The organism is Micromonospora sp. NPDC047756 (assembly GCF_055587245.1).
In genome coordinates this window covers 3,826-5,601 of record NZ_JBVJGQ010000016.1, presented here as the reverse complement: position 1 = coordinate 5,601, position 1,776 = coordinate 3,826, and the positions used below count along the sequence as shown (strand labels likewise).

General features: G+C 56.4%; 2 rRNA genes (1 of these 2 only partly in view). Both read right to left on the bottom strand.

What is annotated here, in order from left to right:
* Positions 1-9: 9 nt before the first annotated feature.
* Positions 10-126: ribosomal RNA gene (gene rrf, locus ACZ6NZ_RS32320) — 5S ribosomal RNA — on the bottom strand.
* Positions 127-212: 86 nt separating this feature from the next.
* Positions 213-1,776: ribosomal RNA gene (locus ACZ6NZ_RS32315) — 23S ribosomal RNA — on the bottom strand; it runs 1,743 nt beyond the window's last position.

The window sequence follows — 1,776 nt, the reverse complement described above, 5'->3', positions numbered from 1 at the left end:
TGGAAGATTGTCCGGCGGCGTCCTACTCTCCCACACCCTCACGAGTGCAGTACCATCGGCGCTGGAGGGCTTAGCTTCCGGGTTCGGAATGTAACCGGGCGTTTCCCCTCCGCCATGACCGCCGTAACTCTATGAACATATCAAACAACCCCGGCACCACAGTCACGGGTGTTCGCTTGTTCAGAGTTGCACAGTGGACGCGTAGCAGCTTAGTAGTCAAGTCCTCGGCCTATTAGTACCGGTCAACTGAACCCGTTACCGGGCTTACATTTCCGGCCTATCAACCCAGTCGTCTAGCTGGGGGCCTTACCCCACCAAAGGTGGGTGGGATACCTCATCTTGAAGCAGGCTTCCCGCTTAGATGCTTTCAGCGGTTATCCCTTCCGAACGTAGCTAACCAGCCGTGCCCTTGGCAGGACAACTGGCACACCAGAGGTTCGTCCGTCCCGGTCCTCTCGTACTAGGGACAGCCCTTCTCAAGTATCCTACGCGCACGGCGGATAGGGACCGAACTGTCTCACGACGTTCTAAACCCAGCTCGCGTACCGCTTTAATGGGCGAACAGCCCAACCCTTGGGACCTGCTACAGCCCCAGGATGCGACGAGCCGACATCGAGGTGCCAAACCATCCCGTCGATATGGACTCTTGGGGAAGATCAGCCTGTTATCCCCGGGGTACCTTTTATCCGTTGAGCGACACCGCTTCCACTCGCAAGTGCCGGATCACTAGTCCCGACTTTCGTCCCTGCTCGACCTGTCAGTCTCACAGTCAAGCTCCCTTGTGTACTTGCACTCAACACCTGATTGCCAACCAGGCTGAGGGAACCTTTGGGCGCCTCCGTTACCTTTTAGGAGGCAACCGCCCCAGTTAAACTACCCACCAGACACTGTCCCTGAACCGGATAACGGTCCGAAGTTAGATACCCAAATCAACCAGAGTGGTATTTCAAGATTGCCTCCACCCATACTGGCGTATGGACTTCACCGGCTCCCACCTATCCTACACAAGCTAATTCGAGTACCAATGTCAAGCTATAGTAAAGGTCCCGGGGTCTTTCCGTCCTGCCGCGCGTAACGAGCATCTTTACTCGTACTGCAATTTCGCCGGGCCTGTGGTTGAGACAGTGGGGAAGTCGTTACGCCATTCGTGCAGGTCGGAACTTACCCGACAAGGAATTTCGCTACCTTAGGATGGTTATAGTTACCACCGCCGTTTACTGGCGCTTAAGTTCTCCGCTTCGCCCCGAAGAGCTAACAGGTCCCCTTAACGTTCCAGCACCGGGCAGGCGTCAGTCCATATACATCGAATTACTTCTTCGCATGGACCTGTGTTTTTAGTAAACAGTCGCTTCCCCCTGCTCTCTGCGGCCATACAACGCTCCACCCGCGCGGGGCTTCACGTCTCCGGCCCCCCTTCTCCCTAAGTTACGGGGGCAATTTGCCGAGTTCCTTAACCACAGTTCGCCCGATCGCCTCGGTATTCTCTACCTGACCACCTGTGTCGGTTTGGGGTACGGGCCGCTAAGAACTCGCTAGAGGCTTTTCTCGGCAGCATAGGATCACTGACTTCACCTGAATCGGCTCGGCATCACGTCTCAGCCCTCATGTGGTGCGGATTTGCCTACACCACGGCCTACACGCTTACCCCGGCACAACCACCGGCCGGGCTCAGCTACCTTCCTGCGTCACCCCATCGCTTGACTACTACCCATCAGGTTCCCACGCTCCCTCAACTCAGTCCGAAGACCTCACCAAGTTCGGGTGGTTAGCACAACC